Consider the following 19,380-nt stretch of genomic DNA (forward strand, 5'->3'; position numbering starts at 1 on the left):
GGGAGTCCTTGCCCGGTGGTCACCAGCTGATTCCGGCCGCCACCGGCAGGTGGTCGCTGCCGGTGGCGGGCAGCACCCACGAGCTCTCCGCCTTCACACCGCGGACGAGGACCTGGTCGATCCGTGCCACCGGGAACGTCGCCGGCCAGCTGAAGCCGAAGCCGCTCCCGGCGGTGTCCTGGGCCGAGTGCAGCTGCGAGGTGACGTCGGCGAACGCGCGGTCGTCCAACGTGCCGTTCAGGTCGCCGAGCAGGACCACCCGCTCGCTCCGCTCGGCGGCGAGGGCCCTGCCGAGTGCCTGCGCGCCCCGGTCGCGCTGGTCGGTCGAGAAGCCTCCCCTGGGCATCACCCGCACGGAGCCCAGGTGGGCCACGTACACCGCCAGCGGCCCCTGGTCCGTGGCCACCGTGGCGCGCAGCGCGCGGGGCGTGGGCGCCTTCTCCTCGGCCGACATGTGCTCGGCCAGCGGCCCGGCCATGCCCTGCATCGCGACGTCGACCGTGCGGGTGTCCGACAGCGGCAGCTTGCTCCACAGCCCGACCGTGCCCCGCGCCGTGTGGTACGGGTACGCCGTCGCCAGCTCCTTCTCGTAGGTGGTCCCGGCCTGCGGAGTGATCTCCTCCAGGGCCAGCACGTCCGCCCCGGACGCGGCGAGGTCGCGGGCGGTGCCCGCCGGGTCGGAGTTGTCCGCGCCGACGTTGTGGCTGACCACGGTGAGGTCGCCGCCCGGGTGGGACTTGTCGCCGAGCACGCCTCCGAAGAGCGTCAGCCACGTCGTGACCGGCAGCAGCAGCGCGACCACCGCGGAGGCGGAGCGGCGCCGCAGAGCCAGCGCCGCGAGCACCGGGACGGGCAGGCCGAACCACGGCAGGAAGGTCTCCACGAGACTGCCGAGGCCCCCGATGTCCGGGATCTGCGCGTGCAGCAGCATGAGCAGGCCCGGCAGCAGGGCCAGCACCGCGAGCACCGGGCCGCGCTTCCAGGGTTCCGGCCGGGAGCCGGTGCGGATCGTCCGCCGGAGGCTCGCGCGCCAGGCACCGGAGCCGTTGTTCCGGCGGCCGGCGCCGCCCTGTCCGGTCTCCGCCGTGTCCGTGGTGCCGGCGTGCTCCCCGGCTTCGGTCTGCTGTCGCGCATCCGCAACGGTCTGTCGTGTTTCACTCACTGATCGAATTCCTGAACTGTGGAGCCTTGGTAGGGCTCGTCTTCGTGGGCTGTGCGGCGGCGTGGGAGGGGCTCGGCCGATCCGGTCGTGCGGCCGCACACGACGTCGGTGACATCCGGCATGCGGACCCGGCTAGGTCACGGTCGGCGCCGGTGGGGTGGGCAGGTGAACGGAGACGCGGAGTCCGCCCGCGGGGCGCGGGGTGATGGTGAGGGATCCGTCGTGCACCTGGGTGATGCTCTTGACGATGGCCAGGCCGAGACCGACGCCCGGGTGGTCGGTGCGGATGCGTTCGGTGCCGCGCCGAAACGGTTCGGTGAGTGTCGTGACCAGGGACGGGGACAGCTTCTCGCCGCTGTTCTCGACCGTGAGCACCACCGTCCCGGCGTGGGGGCCGGTGTCGATCCAGACGGTGCCCCCGCCGGGCAGGTTGTGCACGATGGCGTTGTGCACCAGGTTCGTCGTCATCTGCAGCAGGAGCGCCTGCGACCCGAAGGCCGGGGCGATGTCACCGGAGGTCTCGATGGCGACACCGCGCTGTTCGGCGAGCGGGAGCAGTGTCTCGACGGCCTCGTCCACCAGCAGGGACAGGTCGACAGGCTCCCGGGTGAAGGACCTCCGGCCGGCGCGGCCGAGCACGAGCAGCGCCTCGGTGAGGTCGATCGCCCGGGCGTTGACGGTGTGCAGGCGGTCGATGGTTTCGCCGAGGTCCCGTGACGGATCGCTGCGGGCGACGTCGAGCAGCGCCTTCGAGATCGCCAGCGGGGTGCGCAGTTCGTGCGAGGCGTTGGCTGCGAATCTCCGCTGCTCGGCGACGTGCGCTTCGAACCGGTCGAGCATGACGTCGAAGGCGTCGGCGAGTTCGCGGAACTCGTCCCTTCGACCCGGCAGCCGGATCCGGTGGGAGAGCGATCCGTCCGCGGCCACACGAGTGGCCTCCGTGATGCGGGTCAGCGGGGCGAGCATGCGGCCGGCGAGAATCCATCCGCCCAGGAGCCCGAAGAGCAGCAGGAAGACCAGCACCGCGCTTGCGGCCGACGTGAAGATGCGCAGGAAGTCGGAGCGGTCCAGCGTCCCCGCGGGGCTGCTTCCCACCTCGGGCATGAAACGCAGCACGGACACCCAGCCCGCCGCGAGCAGCAGCACACCGGCCAGCACGAGGAATCCGGCGTAACTGAGGGTGAGCTTGATGCGAACGCTCAGCCCCGGCGCCCTCTCCACACCCTCGTCCCTCACGCTTGCCGTCCGGTGTCCGGTCGGGTGTCGATGCGGTACCCGGCGCCGGGCACGGTGGCGATGATCCAGGGTTCGCCGAGCCGTCTGCGCAGCGCCGAGACCGTGATGCGCACGGCGTTGGTGAACGGGTCGGCGTTCTCGTCCCATACGCGCTCCAGGAGTTCCTCGGCGCTGACGACACCGCCTTCGGCGGCGACGAGGACGTCGAGCACGGCGAACTGCTTCCTGGTCAGCGCGACGGGGTGGCCGTCGCGGTGGACCTCCCGGCGGAACGGGTCCAGCCGCAGACCCGCGATCTCCCGCACGGGAGGCCTGTGGTGCGCGCGCCTGCGGTCGAGTGCCCTGAGTCTGAGCACGAGCTCCCGGAGGTCGAACGGCTTCGTGAGGTAGTCGTCCGCGCCGAGTCCGAACCCGGTGGCCTTGTCGTCGAGGCGGTCGGCAGCGGTGAGCATGAGGATCGGCAGCCCGCTGCCGGAGGCGACGATGCTTCCGGCGATCTCGTCGCCGGTGGGTCCGGGGATGTCCCGGTCGAGGACGGCGATGTCGTAGGCGTTGACGCTCAGCAGCTCCAGCGCGGCATGGCCGTCACCCGCGATGTCGGCGGCGATCGCTTCCCGTCGCAGGCCGTCGCGGATGGCTTCCGCCATGAAGGGTTCGTCCTCGACGATCAGCACGCGCATGCTCCGAGGCTACGAGTCGGCACCTATCGTCGGCGTATCGAAACTCCGACCCGACCGGTCCGCCGCCCGCCGTCCTGTCGACATCGCGGGCCAGGTCCCGGCCTCCGTCACGGGTCACCGGCACCCGTCCGTCCCGCATCCGTCCGTCCCGCGCCCGTCCCTCCCGTGCCCGTCCCTCCCGTGCCCGTCCCTCCCGCACCAGGATCCAGACCGCCTTCTCGGGAACGCCGCCGGCCGTCGCCGTGCGCGGACCCCACCCGGACCAGGCGGCACCGGCGGTGCCTCCCCGTTTATCCGCTGTGCATCGGCGTACGCCACGCTCCCCCCGGACGATGTCGACGCACCGATTGCAGAGGTACCACCTTGAGCCGAGAACTCACCCCCGCCGAGTACGGGATCCTGGCGCAGCTGAGGAGCGAGATCGAGGTGATCCTCGCCCGGGGCACCAAGGCCGAGCTGGAGTCGACGACCGTTCTGAGCGGTCCGGGCGCGCCCCCGGACTACACGCTCTTCCACGCGCGCTTCCAGCGGCTCGGTGCCCGCCTGGACGAGCTGGTGAAGGCCGAGCTCGTGGTGGTGAACGAGGACCTGCCCGCGGCCATGGCCGCGAACACCGTCGTCACCCGGGGCGCGAACCCCACGGTGCAGCACCTGGAGTTGCGGCCGAGCCTGGTCGGCCCGGGCGGCAGATCGCTCACCACCCGCGCGATCACCCTGGTGCACGAGCTGTCCCACGCCCTGTTCGAGGTCTCGGTCCACCCGGTCAAGGACTACGCCTACCGCGACGGCTGGGCCTGGGGATACCTGCCGGCCACGCTCATGGAGAGCAACGCCGACACCTTCGCCGAGGCCTTCGCCCTCCTCGCGGAGCGGACCCAGGGGCGATGGGCGCGCTACCAGAAGCAGGGTCGGGTCCCCTCCCAGCGCTGGGCCCTGTGGAAGGCGGCGGGCGTGTCCGACCTGGGGCCGGCGTTGGCCCACGCCGACATCCTCCTCAACCGGGCCTGGCTGCGCAGCAACGACAGCATGGGCGTGGCGCTGGCCGACTACCGCCACAGCACGTGGGCGACGACCGAGCCCGCGTGGCGGGCCGAGCCGGACTACGCCCTGCTGCTGAGGATCGAGGCCGGGCTGCAGCACCTGGGCGTCATCGGCGCCCGGACCGCCGGTGTCCTCCTCACCGGTCTGAGCAGCGCCGACAAGGCCACGGTCACGGCGATCCACACCTACGTGACCGGTCTGAAGAACGCACTGGCCGAGGCCGAGCCGGTCCCGGTCGCCGCCGGGCCGACGGTGGTCTACCACGCTGCGACCGGTCGGCTGGAGATCCCGTACGCCGTTGCGGGCGTCGGCGTGGTGGCGCTGGCCGACCTCGTCGTCGACGCCCTGATCCAGGGGGCGACGGCCGCCGGCCCGGCGCTCAAGGCGTTCACCGACAACCGCAGGACGATCATCGACATGCTGGTGTCCAGCGACCGCCCGGGGGAGAAGGCGGCTCTCGGCCCGGTCCGGGCCCACTTCGCAGCCGCACCGGCCACCGCCGCGAGCCCGGCCCAGTGGGCGGAGCTGGCAACCGAACTGCTCATCGCGACGCTGACCGACGTCAGCGGTCGCTGGGCCGAGATGGCCACTCACACCGAGGACATCCTCGCCGGACCGGTGGCCGAACGCGCCGCGCTGGAGACCATCGACGAGTACCTGGCCAAGGACGTGGAGACGGCCGTCGCGGTCGGCAAGCAACTACCCGGATCCGAGCAGGAGTTCCGGAAGATGCTGCTCGCGCTGACCACCATCGGCGCTGCGGCGACCGATCCCTTCCCGGCCCGGGCACCGCACTACGCCGAGCTGCGCAAACGCCTGGAGCCGTTCAAGCCCGGCTCCCGCTGACCGCCGGACGGCCGGGTCCCGGAGCCGGCCGTCCCGACCAGGCGAAACAGGGGAAACCGGCACCGATCGATCACCACGTCCCGTGATCGTCCCCCGGTGTTTCCGTGCTGCGTAACGAGGCCGGGCCGTCCCCGTCGGCGGGCGCACCGACGGGGACGGCCCGTACGACCGGAGCCGCCCGCTGGACGGTGACGACGGCGGGCGTCGCAACTCCTCGCGCACCTGAGCATGCGACCGCGGGCGTCGCCGTGAGGACGCTCTCCACACCCCGCCGGTCCGCCCCTACCCGCCCGGTCGCGGCGGGACCGGGCGGCCTGCCGGTCCGGGTTCCGCCGCTTTCAGAGGCTGCGGGCGGTGATGTCGCCGTGGGAGGTGGTGGCGCGGATGACGAGGTCGGTGGTGCCGTTGTTCTTCAGGGCGTTGTCGATGCGGCCGTGGCCGGTGCCGGCGTCCAGGGAGGCGGAGACGCCGGTGGCGGCGGTGACGGTGATGTCTCCGGACTGGGTGCGGAGTGCGACCGTGCCGCGCACGGCTTCGGCGATCCGGATGTCGCCGCGTGTGGTGCTGATCTCCGCGGGGCCGCCCAGCCGGCCGATCTCGACGTCGCCGTCGATCGCGGTGAGGCGGACGCTCGCGGCTTCGTCGATCTTGATCCGGCGGTACGCGCCCTCGAAGGCGATGTCACCGAGGCGGCCGACGCCGCGGAGTTCGGAGGCGGCGGACGTGGCCTCGACGCGGGAGCCGGTGGGCACCTGGATGGTGACCTCCAGGGATCCGGAGGGGCCGAGGAGCTGGTTCCCGGGCTCGGGGGCGTGGATGCGCAGGACGCCGTCGGCGTAGGTGACGGTGGTCTGCGCCGCGGCCCGGACGTCGCGGTTCTTGGAAGGGTTGGTGGGGAGGACCTCGACGGTGGTGTCCGTGCGGTCGGCGGCGATGACCTGGATGCGTCCGGCGGGGATGTTCAGGACGGCGGAGACGGGGGCGGGGGTGTCGAACTTCTGCATCGTGCTCTCCTTGTGCGCTCACTGTTTCTGACATGAGAAACGCTACGTTGCATTCAAGATGTTGGCAACGTCATCGTTGCACCTGTGGTGTATATGTGCAGGTGGGCGGCGAAATTTCGTTGCAATGAGCTTGACTTCAATGCAACGTCGGGCGTTCGATCGTTGCAATGATCTGAGAGTGAACGCTATGCCCCACCCGCTGCCGAACACCGCACCCCTGCCCGGCGGCCTCGACCGTTCGTGATCCGACGCCCCGTCACCTTCCGCTAGCGTGTGACCGCGAAGCGCACCGGACCGCGACGAGCAGGAGACCCGACATGGCCACGGCCGCCCCCGACTCCACCGCACCCGTCCCCCGCGGACCGCGTGCCGCCGCCCCACCGCCCGAACTGGACCCGGCCGCCGTCCGGACGTGGCAGGCGAGCGGCGGGAACATGATCGAGCTGCTGACCCTGGCCCGCACCCTCGGCCCCGTCAGCCGGTTCGTCCTCGGCGGCGTACCGACGGTGCTGGTCACGGCGCCCGAGGGCGTGCACCACGTCCTCGCCCTGCACGCGGACAGGTACGTCAAGCGCTCCCACCGCGCCCGCGCGCTGCTCGGCGACGGCGTGCTCTCGGCCGCCGGCGAGCCGTGGAAAGCCCAACGCCGTTTTCTCCAGCCCTACTTCACCGGACAGGGCGTCCGCCGCCTCGAACACCACATGGAGGCGGCCGCACAGGCCGTCGCGGACGCATGGGCGGTGGCCGCGCGCAGCGGCGAACCCCGCGACCTCGCCGAGGACATGCGCCGCTACGCCATGGACGTCATCTGGCGCGTCCTGACCGGGCACCGGATCGACGACACGTCCTACCGCGCCCTCCAGGCCGGTGAGTCGATCCTGACCGCGCTGCCCACCCTGCCCGGTCAGGAGATGGACCCGGCGGCCACCGCGGACCTCGCCCGGATCGACGACGTCGCCCACGCCGCCATCGCCCGCGCCCGGCACACCCCGCCGGGGGAGGACGGGCCCGGCCTCCTGCACACCCTCCTGGACGCCGGCCGTGAACACCCCGCCTACACCGACCGGTTGATCCGCGACGAACTCGTCACCCTGCTCGTCGCCGGGTACGAGACCACGGCCACGACACTGACCTGGCTGTACCGCCTCCTCGACCGGCACCCCGGGGAGCGGACCCGGGCGCTCGACGCGGGCCCCGCCGACTCGCCGGACCGCGCGGCCGCCGTCCGGGCACTGGTCGGCGAGACCATGCGCCTCCACCCCGTCGCGTGGCTGCTCCCCAGGTACGCCACCGAGGACGACGTCGTCGCAGGCCACCTGATCACCGCCGGCAGCACCGTCCTGACCTGCCCCTACCTGACCCACCGGGATCCCGGTCTGTGGCCGGATCCGGACGCGTTCAGGCCCGGCAGGTTCCTTCCCTCCGGAGAACGCCCGGCCGGCCCGGGCGCGTACTTCCCGCTCGGCCTCGGCCCGCGGGCCTGCCTCGGCGCGCAGTTCGCCCAGCGCGAGGCCGGCATCCTCCTCGACCGCCTGCTGCCCGCCTTCGTCCCCCGGTTGCACGGGAGCACCGCCGCTCCGGTGTTCGGCTTCACCCTCCGCCCGGACGGACCGACGCCCGCCACGATCACCGCTGCACCCGAACCGGTCTGACGCCGAATCGCTCTGACACCGAACCGGTCTGACGTCGAGCCAGTCTGGCGCCGAACCGGTCTGACGCCGAACCGGCCCGGCCGCAGTGGTGCAGGCCCGCCCGAACGGCCTGCGGGACGGAAAGGGGCTTGACCTGGAGTGGACTCCAGGACGAAGAATCCACTTCGGCCCGTACCGCACGGGTCGGAGATCGGAGGCACAGCACCGTGAAGTACCGCACCATCGGCAGCGATCCGGCGACCCGCCGTGAGGTCAGCGTCCTCTCGCTCGGCGCGATGCTGTTCGGGACGCTCACCGACGAGAAGACCTCCTTCGCCGTCCTCGACCGCTACGTCGAGGCCGGCGGCACGTTCATCGACACGTCGAACAACTACGCCTACTGGACCGACGGCGGACTGGGCGGGCAGAGCGAGACACTGCTCGGCCACTGGCGGCGCAGTCGCGGCATCGGCGACGAGATCGTGATCGCCACCAAGCTCGGGGCGCGGCCGCTCGCACCCGGCACCGGCTACGTCGACAACCCCGAGGGCCTGTCCGCCCGAGCGATACGCGCGGCGGCGGAGCAGAGCCGGGAGCGCCTCGGCGTGGACAGGATCGACCTGCTGTACACGCACATCGAGGACCGGACCGTGCCCGTGCAGGAGACCGTCGAGGGCCTCGCGGCACTGGTGGCGGAGGGCAGCGTCGGACTGCTCGGCACGAGCAACCACGCCACCTGGCGGGTCGAACGGGCGCGTGCCGTCGCGGCGGCGGCCGGACTGCCCGGGTACGAGGTGCTGCAGTACCAGCACAGCCTGCTGCGCCCGCGCACGGACATCCCGCAGCCGCTCTTCCCCGAGGGCAGCCTCGGCCATGCCAACGGCGACCTCCTCGGCTACCTGCGGGCCGAGCCCGGGCTGACCCTGGTCGCGTACTCGCCGCTCCTCGGTGGCGCCTACACCCGGTCGGACAAGCCGATCCCGCCGGACTACGACCACCCCGGCACCCCCGCCCGGCTCGCCGTGCTGCGGGAGGTCGCCCGGGAGGCCGACGCCACCGTGAACCAGGTCGTCCTGGCCTGGCAGATGCACGGCCCGCTGCCGATCGTCCCGCTGGTCGGAGCGTCCTCGGTGGCGCAGCTCGACGAGAGCCTGGCCGCGGTCGACCTGGAACTGACGGAGGAACAGCGCCACCGGCTCGACGGCGCGCACTGACGCCACACGGGAGCGGTGCTGCGGGCCGGGCCGCCGCACCGCGCCTCCCGGCGGGCGTGCACCCGGAGCCCGTGGCACCGTGGGGCGACCTTGCGATCCGCGGGCCCGGTGTCCTGCCGCGGCGCCGACTGGCCCGGACCTGGCAGCAGGGGCGCGTGCACCGACGAGGCGAGGGCACCGGCATGCCCGGCCCCGCGGCCCGGTCGCCGGGAGCGTCCGGCGGTGCGGCCGCTGGACGGCACGGCACGGCACGGCACGGCGCGGGCGAGGTCAACACTTGCCGCGAACGGTCGAGTTGGCGACTGGAGATGTCAGTCGTCCGTGTGAGCATCTGCGAGACCGAAGCCGTCGTCCTCGTCGTGGAAGGAAGCACCGCCATGGTTGCTTGGCCCGGAGCCATCCAAGCCGTCACCCTGTTCGTGGAGGATCTCGCGAAGGCGAAGGAGTTCTACCGGGAGGTCTTCGAACTCCCGGTTCACTTCGAGGACGAGAACTCGGCCGTCTTCCTGTTCGGCGGGACCATGGTCAACCTGTTGACGGTCACCTCCGCCCCCGGGCTCGTGGCTCCCGCCCCCGTGGCCTCCCCGGACCAGGGCGTGCGCGCGCAGTTCACCCTGGGGGTCGCGGACGTGGACGAGGTGTGCGGACACCTGGCCGAGCGGGGCGTCGGCCTGCTCAACGGACCCGTGGACCGGCCCTGGGGCGTTCGCACGGCGAGCTTCCGGGATCCGGGCGGCCACATCTGGGAGATCGCCGCTCCCAGCACGCCGGGCCGGGCCGACGCGTAGGACGGCCGGCGGGAGGCAGCGGGCCCGAAAACGGGTGCCGAGAACGGGCGCCCGAGAACGGTTCCGCGGCCGGCCGGCGCTCGACTCGCGAACCGAAGCGCCCGGTCACCTCCCGCCGTGAAACCCCCTCCCCTTCAGCCCGGTCGACGACGCGTCGGCGACCGGAGCGGCCGGTTGCGACCGGGGGACATCGGGCCGGGCGCGCGCGGGGCGGGCGGTGCGTCAGGTGGTGACGGTGGCGACGGGTTCGAGCCCGTAGGTACGGGCGTAGCCGTTCTCGGTGCCGACGAGGAGGTCGACGACCTCGAAGTAGCGGTCCCAGAAGGGGGTTTCGCGCAGCGCGTCGACGAGGAGCCGGTAGGCGCGGTGGTCTTCCGCCTCCCACACCCAGACGTCGGTGACGCGCGCGGAGTAGAACTCCGTGTCGTAGAAGCGCGAGCGGACGCCGGTGGTTCCGGCCTTGATCGCGGGGAGGACCCGGGTGGTGAAGGCCTCCACGCGTTCCCGGGGGGTCAGGGCGAGCCACTCGGGTGTGGTCTTGACGAGCATGAACGCCGTGACCGGCGGTTCGGTCGTCTCAGCGGGCATCGGGGTCTCCGAAGACGGTAGGTGGGTCCTGGTGCGCCGGGCATCCGGTCGTCCGGCGAGGGGTGGTGGGCTGTCAGGAGCGGACGGCGGGCCCGAGGGTCCGGGCGCACCAGTGCTCGAAGCCGGTGGGCGACGCGGTCTCCGGGGTGCGGGTGATGCCGGCGTCGAGGCCCTCGTCCTTGGCCCGCTTCATGTCGACGATCGCCTGGACGAACGCCTCGTTGAGGCCGTGGCCGACGAGGGTGGTGTACAGCTCGTCGAGCGGCCGGCGTTCGTAGCGGACGGGGTGGCCGAGCTGCTCGGTCATGATGCGGGCGAGGTCGTCGGGGGACAGGTCCTCGGGCCCGAGGACCGGGACGCCGTCGGTGCCTGTCCACGAGCGGTCCAGCAGCAGACCGGCGGCGACGGCCGCGATGTCGGCGACGGCGACGAAGGGGGCCTTGCGGTGGGGGTCGAGCACGTCCGTGAAGACGCCGTTCTCGCGGATCGAATCGCACTCCTCCAGGAGGTTCTCGAAGAAGGACGGGTTGGCCAGGGCCCGGTACGCGACACCGGCGTCGGCGATGAGGTCGTCCATGGCGAGGGAGGCCGTGACGAGGCCGGCACGGTCGGCCATCGGGGTGCCGCGGCCGAGCGCGGAGACGCCGACGACGTGGCCGACGCCGTGGGCGGCGAGCGCCTTCACGGCGGGGCGGGTGAAACCGGTGTAGGCGTCGTGCGGGGTCAGGGAGGCGTCCGGGGGGACGAGCCAGAAGACGGCGTCCGCCCCCTCGAAGGCGCGGTCGACGACGTCGGCGTCCCCGTGCGAACCGGTGATCACCTCGACGCGTCCGCGCGCCGCGTCCGGAAGCCGGGCCGGATCGCGCACGATCACGCGCAGTTCCTCGCCCGCGGCGGGGGCGGACTCCAGGAGCCGGGAGAGCAGGTGACGGCCGATGTTCCCGGTGGGACCGGTAATGACGATCATGAAAACCTCGCAGGTGGTGCCGGATCGGAACGCTTCTCATCCTGCTGAGGCCGACAGTGCTGCCACAATGGGAACTTCGGCACGGAATCATTGACTGAAATGGAACAATGCTGGTGAACAGCCCGGATCCGGTCATCGACGCCAATCTCGCCCTCGCGCTGAACGCCCTGCTGGCCGAGCACAGCGTCACCCGCGCCGCCGCCCGCCTGCACACCTCGCCCGCCGCCATGAGCCGCAACCTCGCCCGACTGCGCCGCATCCTCCAGGACCCCCTCCTGGTCCGCGCCGGCCAGGCGATGGTCCCCACCCCGCGCGCCCAGGCACTGCGCGAGGAGGCCGCCGCGGTGGTGGACCGCCTCGGGGCACTCCTCAGCCCCGACACCGGCGTCGACCCCGCCACCCTGCGCGGCACCTTCACCCTCCAGGCCGCCGACCTGGTCGGCGCGGCACTGGCCCCCGGACTGCTGCACCTGGCCCGGCAGGAGGCGCCGGGGATCTCGTTCCGGATCCGGGCCGAAGAGCTGGAAGCGGGCCCTGCCCTCCGCGACGGCCGGATCGACCTGGAGATCGGATCCATCGACCACGTGGACCCCGAGACCCAGGTCGAGGAACTGGTCGGCCTGCGCATGGTTGTGGCCGTCCGGCCCGGCCACCCCCTCACCGAGGGGCCCCTGACCGCGGCCCGGCTCGCTGCCGCCGAACACGTCGCGGTCAGCCGCCGCGGCCGGTTCACCGGCCCCCTCGACACCGCCCTGGCCGAACAGAACCTTCACCGACGAGTCAGCGTCGTCCTTCCCGGTCACCTGGCCGCCATGGCCCTCGCAGCCCGCAGCGACGTCGTCTGCCTCGTCCCCGCCGCACCTCCCGGCGCCGGACCCTCGCCCCTCTCCGACGGCGTCACCGCCCTCGGACTCCACCTCCTGGACATCCCCCTGGCACTGCCACCACTGACCATCGGCATGGCCTGGCACCCACGACACGCAGCCGACCGAGGCCACCGCTGGCTTCGCAGCGCGATCCGCCGGACCCTTCGCACACCCGGGAGCCCGACCGTGTGAGGTCCTCGGGACGGCCCGGCACCCCTCCGGCTCCTGACCGGGCAGCGTCCTGCGGCGCGCCCGCTCGTCGCGCCCGCTCGTCGTGTCCGTACGCCGATCGGAGCCCCGCCCGGCGGCATGCCTCAGGCGTCGCCCAGGCGACGGGTGATGTCCTGAAGGGCCTCCACGGCGTCGTTCGCGGCCTTGCCGGTGTCGTCGTGCGGGCCGGGGACGACCGAGAGCATGATCCAGTCGGCGCCGCGGCAGCCCTGGGTCCTGGCCATCGTGATCCTCCCGTTCCGGGTTTCGAGTTGGCGGAAGCCTCCGGTGCCGAGGACGGGCATGTCCTCGAAGGTGAAGTCGGGGGCCAGGGACGCGGCCTCGGCGGCCTCCCGGTCGTGCCGGGTCCTGGCGACGAGGGTGCAGCGCTCCTCCGGTGACATGCCGGTGTTCGGTCCCGGCAGCTCGCGGGTGAAGGAGACCCCGAGGCCGCCCAGGCCGTCGTCGGTGCTGACCTGGCATCCGCCGGCGGTCAGTTCCGGGCCGGTGCCGCCGTGTTCGGTGCGCAGGAGCCGGTACTCGGGGCTCATGAGCGGGTTGTGCCGCGGATCGTCCAGTGTGTAGCCGGGTGCGTACCGGGTGAGGAAGACGGGCCCCAGGAGGGTGCAGAGGTCGGCGCCGGCCTCCGGGACGATGGCGTCGGCCGGCAGCGGGCGCTCGGTTGCGGTGGCCGTGGTGGCCGGGCCGGATCCGTCGGCGCCGGTCGCGATCGAACAGCCGGAGCCGGAGAGGACGGCCGCGCCCAGCAGCGCGGCCAGAAAAGCCCGGTGTATGCGGTGGTGTGCGATGAGTTGTTCCCCCGTGTCCCGTGGTCCCACAGCTGCCCCACAGCTGCCCCGATGGCCCACAGCGTGTCATGGCCGGCGTCACCCGGTCTTCGTGACCCGACGCTTCCGTGCCCGCTCGGCACCACGCCGGCTCCGTGACTTCACGGCCGCTACCGACGGCAACGCCCGCACCCGGCGCGGTCGGAGGGGGAGCCGCCGTCCCCGGACGGCCGAGGCGCCCCCGGACCGGCCCGGTTCCGGGGGTCCGTCCGAGATGCCGTCGACCCGTGGGGGCCACCGCGCCATCCGGCTTCGCGCGAACTCCCGGGTGGCGAGACGGGTCTCCCGTGCGGATCCGGCGTGTCTCCGCGCCGACCCGCCGTCAGAGGCTCAGTACGAGGTCGCGGACGTCGGCCGGGCGGGACAGGAACGGGTGGTGGCCGGCGTCCAGTTCCACGACGCCGTCGGCCCGGCGGGCGAACTCGCGTTGCAGCTCGGCGGGGGTGCCCCGGTCCTGCGCGCAGACGAGGTACGTGGTGGCCACGTGCTGCCACGCCGCGGCCCGCACCGGCTGCCCGAGGACCGCCAGGCTCTGCCGGGCCGTCCTGTCCATGGCCTGGCGCTGGATCTCCGGACCACAGTCCTGGAGGAACGTCCCGGCCAGGGCGTCCGGCCGGACGGTGAAGGTACCGCCCCCGGGATCGACGTCGAGGAACGGGGCGGGCTCCCGGCCGCCGAACGAGGAGAGGCTCTCGCCGATCACGGGCAGGTAGCTGGACACGAGCAGCAGATGGCGCACGGCCTCGACGCCCGCCGCCGCCTCCGCCGTGACGATGCCGCCGTAGCTGTGGGCGACCACGACGGTCGGCTCGTCGCTCGCCGTCAGCACCCCCCGGACCGCTGCGACGTCCTCCGCCAGCCCCGGGCCGTGCGCGCCCGTCGGCTCACCCGTCTCGCCGCAGCTCGGCAGGGCGGGTGCCGCACTGGCGACGCCCCGCTCGGTCAGCAGCTCGGCCGTCCGGTGCCACCACCACGATCCGTCCTCGACGCATGCTCCGTGCACGAAAACGACTCTCATCACGACCTCCTGGGTGCGGTCCGATCGGCTACCGAGAACGGTAGACGTACCGGTCGCTGCGTGAAGAAGCGCCGGCCATGGGGAGAAGGCCCGAACCGCAGATCAGGCAGCGGCTCCTCGACGCGTGCACCGGCTACGCGCTCGAACACGGGCTCCCCGACCGGCTCAGGCCGCTCGCCACCGTCGCGGGCACCTCCGAACGCATGCTGATCTACCACTTCGGCACCCGTGACGCCCTGCTCCGCGACGTGCTCGGACAAGCCCGGCGGCGCCAGGTCGAGGCCTTCACCGACCTCCTGCGCGTCCGGCCCGAAGAGCCCTACCCGGCGCACCCCGCGGCCAGGCGTCGTCCGTCCCGGGGCAACTCAGGCTCCGGGCGCGGCGTTCCGCTCCCGTCCGCTCGACGCCGGGCGGCGGCCACCCCTCCGGTCGTCGGGTGCCGAGCGGGAGACGCGGTTCAACTCGCGGCGTCGACCAGGAGCGCGAAGCCGACCAACGCCCCGGCGTAGACCAGCACCAGCAGCACACTGCAGAGGATCAGCAGCCAGCCGGCCACGATGCAGAGCAGGGCCAGTCCGCGGTCACGCCCGCCCGGACGCCTGCCACGGCGGCGGCCGAGATGCCCGGCCGGGACAGCGACCACCCCGGACACGAACACCGCGAACGTGTAGTAACCGCCGTACAGCAGCCAGAACATCGGCGTCGCGAAGATCGCCACGATCAGGCCGACACCCACGGCGGCCGCCCAGGCACTGACCCGGGCGGGCGTGTTGCGGGCCTCGACCGTCGCCGCGGCCGTCTGCTGAGCACTACTGGTCACGCTGGTCACGATGGATCTCCCCCGCCCGGCTCGGGAAACCACTGTACGAGAGGACGGCGTGGTCCGGTCGCCGGGGGAGGCCCCGCTGCGACCGGTCGCCGCGCCGCCCGCTCCGGCTGCCGGGGGACTTCTCGTGGGCGTCCGGGCGGTGCGGCGGACGGTGGCGGCGGTCAGGAGGTGGCCGTGCGGGTCGCCGTCGCCGGGTCATCGACGGCCGCCCCGCTCGGGGGACCGGTGTACGGCTCACCCGGCTCGCCGAGGCCCTGGTGCGCGGGGTGGCGGCCGGACAGGCTAGTTTGCTCGGGTGAGTCTCCTCGATGATGTAGCTGAGCGCGACGGCTGGCTGTGCTGGGTGTGCGACGAACCGGTCGATCCCGACAAGTCGGTGAACGACCCGAGGGGGCCCAGCGTCGACAGCCGGACCGCCGACCGGAAGGCCAAGGTCGCCGAGCGGCTCGCGCACCGCGGGTGCAACACCCGCAAGGGCGCGGTCAAGGTGGTCATCGCCTGGCCCGACCGCCTGTACGTGGTGGAACCGGCGCCGCTGATCACCGTCGCCGCGAGGCTGGAGCGCAAGGGCGGCCGCGAGATCGTGGGACGCTGCCCGACCAGGCAGGACGCCCTGGACACGGCGGACTGGCTGGTGGACCGGTTCTCCCGACTGGTGCCGGAGCTGCCGGTGACCGCCGGCATCGAGGCGGGCGGCGGCCAGTTCCTCGTCGTCCTGACCGCCGGCCGCCGCTGACCCGGGCCGGTTCCCTCCGGGGTTGGTGCACCGTGTCCACGTGCCCGCCGGCGACGCCGACCTGCGCCGCGACGTCCCGTGTCGTAGGACCGGCCCTCCGTCCGTGAGCCGTGCGGGTGGGCCATGGGCGCGGCGCGCCGAGCCCCGGTCGGGCCGGTCCGGTCAGCGCCAGTCGGGGCCGCCGTCGAAGTGGACGTCGGACTCGTCGTGCAGGCCGTCCATGCTCTCCCAGCCGGCCTCGCCGCGCGCGATGCGGCCCAACTGCCGGAAGTAGGCGAAGCGTTCGACGCCCGGTGTGAGGACCGCGAGGAACCCGGCCGGGCCTTCCGCGGACGCGCCGAAGGCGTGGATCGCGCCGGGCGGCACCACGACCAGCCCGCCCCTGCCGACACGCGTCACCGTGCCGCCGACCAGGAACTCCATGACGCCGTCGAGGACGTGGAACACCTCCGTCGACAGCGTGTGGTGGTGCGGCCGGGTGCCGTCCGCGCCGGCCGGCAGGACCAGGCGGTTCACGCCCAGGAGCCCGGCCGTCCCCCGGCCGTCCTCCAGCAGGAGGAACGAGCCACCGCCGGGCAGCGGCACCGCCTCGACGTCGTGTTCGTGCACGATCAGCGGCTCGGTCGTCGCGGGCATGTCTGGCTCCGTACGTCGTCGGGTGTTCCCGGGTCCAGTTCACCCCGGGAACACGACGCGGCCAAGCGGCAGTTGACGATGGCACCCATCACCTCCGGTGATGGGCCGCGAACGTGCCCGACGGGAGGAGGCCCGTGGAGATCCGGCAGTTGGAGTACGTCGTCGCGATCGTCGACGAGGGCGGGTTCGGGCGTGCGGCCGCCCGCCTGCACGTCGTGCAGTCCGCCGTCAGCCGGCAGGTCGCACGCCTCGAACGCGAACTGGGTGTCCGGCTGTTCGACCGGTCGACCCGCCTGGTCCGCCTCACCGCGGCCGGGCGGCGCCTGCTGCCGGAGGCGCGTGCGGTGCTGGCGGCGGTCGACCGGGTGGGACGGGTGGCGGCCGAGGTCGCGGCCGGAGCCGACGGCGTGCTCCGGCTGAGCACCGGCCGGATGTTCGCCGACCGCGTCTACCGCGCCCTCGACAGGCTCGCCGGGACGGCACCGGGGCTCCGGGTGACGGTCCGTCAACACGACCGTGAGCAGCGCATCGAGGCGGTACGCGCCGGTGATTCGGACACGGCGCTGGTGCGGGGGCCGGGGCCGTACGCCGGGCTGGCGGCGGCTCCCGTGTGGGAGGACCCCCTCGTCGTCGCCCTGCCCGCCGGGCACCCCCTCGCCGAGCGGGAGCGGCTGCGCCCCGCGGACCTGGCCGGGATCCCCGTGCGGCTCGCCCCGCGCCGTCGGAATCCGGCCTTCCACGACCTGGTCACCGGAGCACTCCGGGACGCGGGCGTCGAGCCGGTCGCGGGGCCGCCGTTCACGGTCCTCCAGGACACCCTGACCGCCCTGGCGGCGGACGCGGCGGACGGCGCCCCGTCGTGGACGGTCTTCGACCCGGTGGGCGCGCTGCCGCCGGCCGGCCGGGTGGCGTTCCGGCCGCTGGACGGGCCGGTGTCGACGACCTCCCTGGTGGTGCGGGAGGGCCCGGCGACACCGGCGGTGGCGCTCCTGCTCGCGGCGCTCGCGGAAGCCGCCCACCCGGGCCGGTGATGCGGCCGCCGCGGTGGGGCCTACCGGCTGCCGGCGCCGAGTGCGGGCAGCACCGTCTCGGCCACCCGGTAGGCCTCCTCCAGCAGCGGGTTGCCGGAGAGGATGAAGGTGTCCACGCCGAGTGCCTGGAACTCCTTCAGCCGCTCGATCACCTGCTGGGTGGAGCCGACCAGGGCGGTGCCCGGCCCGGGACGGAAGAGGCTCATCCCCGGCCACAGGTTGGGATGGACCTCCAGTTCGCGCGCGTGGGCGGGCACCCTGCCGCCGTGCTGGCGGAACTGCCGCTGCCAGCCGACGCCGTCCTCGCCGCGCGCCCCGCCCAGCTGCCGGGCGTACGTCTGCTCGCTGGTCACGTCCAGCAGCCGGTCGGCCGCCGCCCACGCCTGCTCCTCGGTGTCCCGGACGATGAGGTGCAGCCGCAGGCCGAGGCGCAGGGTGCGGCCGTACGCGGCGGCCCGCTCGCGGACCCGCTCCAGTTTCTCCTTCAGCAGGTGCGGGGCCTCCCCCCAGGTGAGGTAGACGTCGACGTGCTCGGCGGCCATCTCGATGCCCGGGTCGGAGGAACCGCCGAACCAGAGCGGGATGTGCCCCTCGTGCAGCGGCGGCAGGTCGCGGAGGGACCCGCCCGCGTTGTCGAGGCGGAAGAACTCGCCGCGGTGGTCGAACACCTCGCCCGAGGTGAGGCGCTTGACCACGCTCCAGTACTCGGCGGACAGCCGGTAGCGGTCGTCGTGCTCGACGTTCAGCCCGTACTCGCGCAGTTGGGTGGTCGAGCCGTTGACGACGTTGAACCGCAGGCGGCCGGCGCCGTGCAGGTGCTCGAAGGAGAGCGCCATCTTCGCGAGGAGGGTCGGCGAGACGAGGCCGGGATGGACGGCGAGCAGCGGCTTGAAGCCGGGGCCCGTGGCGGCCGCGAGCGCGCTGCCGAGCGTCCACACGTCGTACTGGTCGGTGGCGAGGAGGGCCCCGGTGTAGCCCAGGCGTTCGACGGTGGAGGCGAGTTGCTGGAGGTAGCCGAGGTCGGCCGGGCGGCGCCCGGCCGGCTCCCACGGGTAGTGGCCCTCGCGTGGGATGATGTACCAGAGGACTTCGGGGGCGGCCATCGGTTCAGGCTCCCTTGCGGACGGCGTCGGCGACCGTCTGCTCCAGCGCGGGCAGGTGGGCGTCGGCGACGGTGACGGGTCCGTCGAGGAAGCCGACACGCTGGAAGATGTCCGCCGCCTCCTGCTGCTCGGCGATGAACCCGGCGGTGGCGGGCTCAAGTTCCCACGGCAGCGCGGCCAGGGCGGTCCGCCAGTCCTCGGCGCTGCCTCCCTGGTCCGCGGCGGCGATCTCCGCGGCCTCGGCGAGGTGACCGGCGGCCCAGGCGTCGGCGCGCCGGAGGGCGGTCACGATCGCCGCGACGATCTCGGGCCGATCGGTGGCGACGTCCCGCCGGGTGAAGAAGACCGAGCGGTCGGTGATCACGTCGCCGGTGCGGACCAGTTCGCGGAACTCCCCGCTGCGGTGGGCGGCGGCCAGTTCGGCGCCCTGCGCGATCCAGCCGGCGATCGCACCGGCTCGCAGGCGGTCGGCCTCGTCGCCGCGCGGCCGCTCGGGGGTGACGTCCTCGCCGTACGAGAGGCTCGCCCGGTCGAGGGCCTTGGCGAGCAGGTGCGTCTGCCAGGAGCCGACGCCCAGCACCACGGTCGTGCCCCTGAGGTCGGCGACGTCGGTGATCGGACCGTCGGCCCGTACCAGGAGGGCGCCGTGGTCGGGGCGCGGCGCGGAGACGGCGGCGTACACCAGGTCGTGACCGGCCGCCTGGGCGGTGATCGGCGGGGTGGAACCGGTGCCGCCGAAGTCGATGGTGCCGTCGGCCAGGAGCTCGCCCGTCCGGGTGCCGTCCGTGTAGTGGTGGAAGGCTGCGCTCTCGCCGAGCGGCGCGAGCTCCTCCTGCAGGAGGTCCAGGCGTGCCAGGTGGTAGAGGGACGGGTTGCTGCGGTGGACACCGATGGTGACGGTCATGGGAGTTCGCTCCGGGGGAGTGTGGTTCAGGGGGCATGGCAG

At 73.2% G+C, this 19,380-nt stretch carries 20 protein-coding genes; 8 read left to right on the forward strand and 12 right to left on the reverse strand.

What is annotated here, in order from left to right:
- Positions 1–19: 19 nt before the first annotated feature.
- From OG335_RS34050 to OG335_RS34060, 3 genes are all read right to left on the reverse strand, one after another.
- Positions 20–1,009 carry an endonuclease/exonuclease/phosphatase family protein gene (locus OG335_RS34050; protein WP_405015620.1) on the reverse strand — a complete coding sequence of 330 codons (990 nt, stop codon included), beginning with the start codon at positions 1,007–1,009 and terminating at the stop codon, positions 20–22.
- 285 nt (positions 1,010–1,294) lie between these two features.
- Positions 1,295–2,383, reverse strand: a complete 1,089-nt coding sequence (locus OG335_RS34055) for a sensor histidine kinase (protein WP_405014999.1) — start codon at positions 2,381–2,383, stop codon at positions 1,295–1,297.
- 11 nt (positions 2,384–2,394) lie between these two features.
- Positions 2,395–3,078 (reverse strand): response regulator transcription factor, encoded by a 684-nt coding sequence (locus OG335_RS34060; protein WP_405015000.1) that lies wholly within the window; start codon positions 3,076–3,078, stop codon positions 2,395–2,397.
- Between the two features lie 363 nt (positions 3,079–3,441).
- Here OG335_RS34060 and OG335_RS34065 point away from each other — a divergent pair, with 363 nt between their 5' ends.
- A complete protein-coding gene (locus OG335_RS34065; protein WP_405015001.1) occupies positions 3,442–4,965 on the forward strand; it encodes a hypothetical protein in 1,524 nt (507 codons plus the stop codon).
- 338 nt (positions 4,966–5,303) lie between these two features.
- Here OG335_RS34065 and OG335_RS34070 read toward each other — a convergent pair whose 3' ends face one another.
- Positions 5,304–5,969: a DUF4097 family beta strand repeat-containing protein gene (locus OG335_RS34070; RefSeq protein WP_405015002.1), complete on the reverse strand. Its 666-nt coding sequence runs from the start codon at positions 5,967–5,969 to the stop codon at positions 5,304–5,306.
- 317 nt (positions 5,970–6,286) lie between these two features.
- On the opposite strand from OG335_RS34070, the gene OG335_RS34075 reads away from it, so the two are divergent.
- The 3 genes from OG335_RS34075 (at position 6,287) to OG335_RS34085 (ending at position 9,602) form a co-directional block, all read left to right on the forward strand.
- Entirely contained in the window at positions 6,287–7,621 is a 1,335-nt protein-coding gene (locus OG335_RS34075; protein WP_405015003.1) for a cytochrome P450, read from the forward strand.
- A 206-nt stretch (positions 7,622–7,827) separates the two neighbouring features.
- Positions 7,828–8,814 carry an aldo/keto reductase gene (locus OG335_RS34080; protein ID WP_405015004.1) on the forward strand — a complete coding sequence of 329 codons (987 nt, stop codon included), beginning with the start codon at positions 7,828–7,830 and terminating at the stop codon, positions 8,812–8,814.
- A 323-nt stretch (positions 8,815–9,137) separates the two neighbouring features.
- The gene (locus OG335_RS34085) at positions 9,138–9,602 is read left to right on the forward strand and encodes a VOC family protein (protein ID WP_405015005.1); all 465 of its coding nucleotides are present in this window, start codon (positions 9,138–9,140) and stop codon (positions 9,600–9,602) included.
- A 222-nt stretch (positions 9,603–9,824) separates the two neighbouring features.
- On the opposite strand, the gene OG335_RS34090 is transcribed toward OG335_RS34085, so the two are convergent.
- Positions 9,825–10,190 (reverse strand): darcynin family protein, encoded by a 366-nt coding sequence (locus OG335_RS34090; RefSeq protein ID WP_405015006.1) that lies wholly within the window; start codon positions 10,188–10,190, stop codon positions 9,825–9,827.
- Between the two features lie 73 nt (positions 10,191–10,263).
- Positions 10,264–11,157: an NAD(P)H-binding protein gene (locus OG335_RS34095; protein WP_405015007.1), complete on the reverse strand. Its 894-nt coding sequence runs from the start codon at positions 11,155–11,157 to the stop codon at positions 10,264–10,266.
- A gap of 107 nt (positions 11,158–11,264) precedes the next feature.
- Between OG335_RS34095 and OG335_RS34100 the strand changes: the two genes are divergently transcribed.
- The gene (locus tag OG335_RS34100) at positions 11,265–12,215 is read left to right on the forward strand and encodes a LysR family transcriptional regulator (protein WP_405015008.1); all 951 of its coding nucleotides are present in this window, start codon (positions 11,265–11,267) and stop codon (positions 12,213–12,215) included.
- A gap of 122 nt (positions 12,216–12,337) precedes the next feature.
- On the opposite strand, the gene OG335_RS34105 is transcribed toward OG335_RS34100, so the two are convergent.
- Positions 12,338–13,072 (reverse strand): hypothetical protein, encoded by a 735-nt coding sequence (locus OG335_RS34105; RefSeq protein ID WP_405015009.1) that lies wholly within the window; start codon positions 13,070–13,072, stop codon positions 12,338–12,340.
- Between the two features lie 331 nt (positions 13,073–13,403).
- Positions 13,404–14,099, reverse strand: coding sequence for an alpha/beta hydrolase (locus OG335_RS34110; protein ID WP_405015010.1), 696 nt, complete (start codon positions 14,097–14,099; stop codon positions 13,404–13,406).
- A 77-nt stretch (positions 14,100–14,176) separates the two neighbouring features.
- On the opposite strand from OG335_RS34110, the gene OG335_RS34115 reads away from it, so the two are divergent.
- Positions 14,177–14,608 (forward strand): TetR/AcrR family transcriptional regulator, encoded by a 432-nt coding sequence (locus OG335_RS34115; RefSeq protein ID WP_405015011.1) that lies wholly within the window; start codon positions 14,177–14,179, stop codon positions 14,606–14,608.
- On the opposite strand, the gene OG335_RS34120 is transcribed toward OG335_RS34115, so the two are convergent.
- Positions 14,557–14,919, reverse strand: a complete 363-nt coding sequence (locus OG335_RS34120) for a hypothetical protein (RefSeq protein ID WP_405015012.1) — start codon at positions 14,917–14,919, stop codon at positions 14,557–14,559. The genes OG335_RS34115 and OG335_RS34120 overlap by 52 nt on opposite strands.
- 304 nt (positions 14,920–15,223) lie before the next feature.
- Here OG335_RS34120 and OG335_RS34125 point away from each other — a divergent pair, with 304 nt between their 5' ends.
- The gene (locus tag OG335_RS34125; RefSeq protein ID WP_405015013.1) at positions 15,224–15,664 is read left to right on the forward strand and encodes a hypothetical protein; all 441 of its coding nucleotides are present in this window, start codon (positions 15,224–15,226) and stop codon (positions 15,662–15,664) included.
- A gap of 162 nt (positions 15,665–15,826) precedes the next feature.
- Here the strand turns inward: OG335_RS34125 and OG335_RS34130 are convergent, their stop codons facing one another.
- On the reverse strand, positions 15,827–16,300 hold the full coding sequence (locus tag OG335_RS34130) for a cupin domain-containing protein (RefSeq protein WP_405015014.1): 474 nt from the start codon (positions 16,298–16,300) through the stop codon (positions 15,827–15,829).
- A 134-nt stretch (positions 16,301–16,434) separates the two neighbouring features.
- On the opposite strand from OG335_RS34130, the gene OG335_RS34135 reads away from it, so the two are divergent.
- Entirely contained in the window at positions 16,435–17,331 is an 897-nt protein-coding gene (locus tag OG335_RS34135) for a LysR family transcriptional regulator (protein WP_405015015.1), read from the forward strand.
- A 20-nt stretch (positions 17,332–17,351) separates the two neighbouring features.
- Here OG335_RS34135 and OG335_RS34140 read toward each other — a convergent pair whose 3' ends face one another.
- Both OG335_RS34140 and OG335_RS34145 read right to left on the reverse strand, forming a co-directional pair.
- Positions 17,352–18,434 (reverse strand): LLM class flavin-dependent oxidoreductase, encoded by a 1,083-nt coding sequence (locus tag OG335_RS34140; protein ID WP_405015016.1) that lies wholly within the window; start codon positions 18,432–18,434, stop codon positions 17,352–17,354.
- A 4-nt stretch (positions 18,435–18,438) separates the two neighbouring features.
- Positions 18,439–19,338 (reverse strand): ABC transporter substrate-binding protein, encoded by a 900-nt coding sequence (locus tag OG335_RS34145; protein ID WP_405015017.1) that lies wholly within the window; start codon positions 19,336–19,338, stop codon positions 18,439–18,441.
- Positions 19,339–19,380: the final 42 nt, after the last annotated feature.

This window comes from Kitasatospora sp. NBC_01539 (genome assembly GCF_045040525.1).
Classification (GTDB): Bacteria; Actinomycetota; Actinomycetes; order Streptomycetales; family Streptomycetaceae; genus Kitasatospora.

Excerpts from the sequence above, each read along its gene's own strand:
- OG335_RS34060 (WP_405015000.1), bottom strand. The coding sequence starts at position 3,078 with ATGCGCGTGCTGATCGTCGAGGACGAACCCTTCATGGCGGAAGCCATC.
- OG335_RS34070 (WP_405015002.1), bottom strand. The coding sequence starts at position 5,969 with ATGCAGAAGTTCGACACCCCCGCCCCCGTCTCCGCCGTCCTGAACATC.
- OG335_RS34075 (WP_405015003.1), top strand. The coding sequence starts at position 6,287 with ATGGCCACGGCCGCCCCCGACTCCACCGCACCCGTCCCCCGCGGACCG.
- OG335_RS34090 (WP_405015006.1), bottom strand. The coding sequence starts at position 10,190 with ATGCCCGCTGAGACGACCGAACCGCCGGTCACGGCGTTCATGCTCGTC.
- OG335_RS34095 (WP_405015007.1), bottom strand. The coding sequence starts at position 11,157 with ATGATCGTCATTACCGGTCCCACCGGGAACATCGGCCGTCACCTGCTC.
- OG335_RS34100 (WP_405015008.1), top strand. The coding sequence starts at position 11,265 with ATGCTGGTGAACAGCCCGGATCCGGTCATCGACGCCAATCTCGCCCTC.
- OG335_RS34110 (WP_405015010.1), bottom strand. The coding sequence starts at position 14,099 with ATGAGAGTCGTTTTCGTGCACGGAGCATGCGTCGAGGACGGATCGTGG.
- OG335_RS34115 (WP_405015011.1), top strand. The coding sequence starts at position 14,177 with ATGGGGAGAAGGCCCGAACCGCAGATCAGGCAGCGGCTCCTCGACGCG.
- OG335_RS34130 (WP_405015014.1), bottom strand. The coding sequence starts at position 16,300 with ATGCCCGCGACGACCGAGCCGCTGATCGTGCACGAACACGACGTCGAG.
- OG335_RS34140 (WP_405015016.1), bottom strand. The coding sequence starts at position 18,434 with ATGGCCGCCCCCGAAGTCCTCTGGTACATCATCCCACGCGAGGGCCAC.
- OG335_RS34145 (WP_405015017.1), bottom strand. The coding sequence starts at position 19,338 with ATGACCGTCACCATCGGTGTCCACCGCAGCAACCCGTCCCTCTACCAC.